The sequence below is a fragment of the Candidatus Limnocylindrales bacterium genome (genome assembly GCA_035626395.1).
GTDB lineage: Bacteria > Desulfobacterota > Binatia > UBA1149 > CAITLU01 > DASPNH01.
The window spans coordinates 1-1,389 of the sequence record DASPNR010000022.1 but is presented as its reverse complement, the minus strand read 5'-3'; the positions used below and the strand labels follow the sequence as shown (position 1 = coordinate 1,389).

Sequence of the window (1,389 nt, the reverse complement as noted above, 5' to 3'; positions counted from 1 at the left end):
CGGCCGGCGCCGAGTGCGGCGCGAACCAGGAGCTCCCGCTCTCGGCTGACGGCGCGGGCGAACAACAACATTGCGACGTTGCCGCACAACAGCGCGGCCAACAGCACGAGGAACACGTTCATCGACGCCAGCATCCACGGCAGGCCGTCGTCCCAATAACTGACAGCGTCGGGCAGAGAGACGACTTGCAGGCGCACATTCTTGCGCGTCTCCGGAAACGTCGTCGCTGCTCGGGCGCCGATCACCGCCACCTGGGCGGTCGCTTCCTCGCGTGGATGGCCCGGCGCCAGCCGCCCGAAGACATACCGCAGGCTCGGCGATGCCTCGGGAATCCGCTCGAGATGCAACGGTCGCCAGACGCCGTTCCGCCGTGGAAATCCGTAGCCGCGTGGCATCACGCCGACGATCGTGACAGGCGTGCCGCTGATGCGAATGACGCGGCCGACGGCGTCTGCCGCGCCGTCCAGCTTGTTCTTCCAGAAGTCGTATCCGACCACCACGACCTCTTCTGCGCCGCCCCGTTCATCGGCTTCCAGCAGCGTGCGTCCCATCAACGCCGGAACGCGCGTCAGCGCAAAGGTCGACGCGGTCACGTTGGCGACGGTCTCCGGCTGACCGGGGCCGGCGCCGACGGCGATGCTGCGTTCTTCCACCTCGACGGCGCTAAGATCGGTGATCGTGCTGAGACCGCCGCGCCACAGCTCGTAATCACGGCGCGATGCGTCGATCCGCACGCTTTCGGCGGCATTCCAGTTTTGTAACGCAACGATGGCGTCGCCGTTCGGAAGCGGAATCGTCGGCCAGAGCGCTTGTCGCGCGATCTCGAACCCGACAGTGCCGACGGCGACCGCGAACCCTACGGCAATCGTTGCGATCACGGTGAGCGCAGGATGCTTGACCAGCATGCGTCCGCCAAGCTTGAGGTCGAGCACCGAGAACCGCAGACTGTCGAAGGCGCGCAGGCCGCGTGCGCCACGGCCGCGAAGAAGGGAACGGCTCCGTGCGAGAAGCGAAAGCATAGTTGCCAGCTCCTAATCCAATTAAGTACTCAGACTAATTTAGTTTGAACTATCCTTGATCGAAACCGAGAGGGGCCGCGATCACGAGAGCTGGTTTACCAAATCCGACTGTCGTCTGGCGCTCGCCCGGCCAAGACTTCAGGCAGAGTGCCAGACGACAGTCGAACCAAGCCACGGCCGCAAGGGCGACCAGAAGCGCAAGAAGTGAGTCGCCACGCGGGCGGGAGAGGTTAAGGCCTCACTCGCAGCGCATGGTGGGGCGGTACACCTGCATGGCATTGGTGCCGGAATTTCCGCCCAGCGTGATCCCGCCGCCCGGCCGGAATATCCGGCCGCCGATCACGGCGGTGCCCTTGAGGCCGTGGACGGC

At 65.3% G+C, this 1,389-nt stretch carries 1 protein-coding gene; it reads right to left on the bottom strand.

From position 1 onward, the window contains the following. Positions 1-932 (bottom strand): ABC transporter permease (locus tag VEC57_07870; GenBank protein HYB99040.1); only part of this gene is annotated, 932 nt, incomplete at its 3' end. Between the last annotated feature and the right edge of the window lie 457 nt (positions 933-1,389).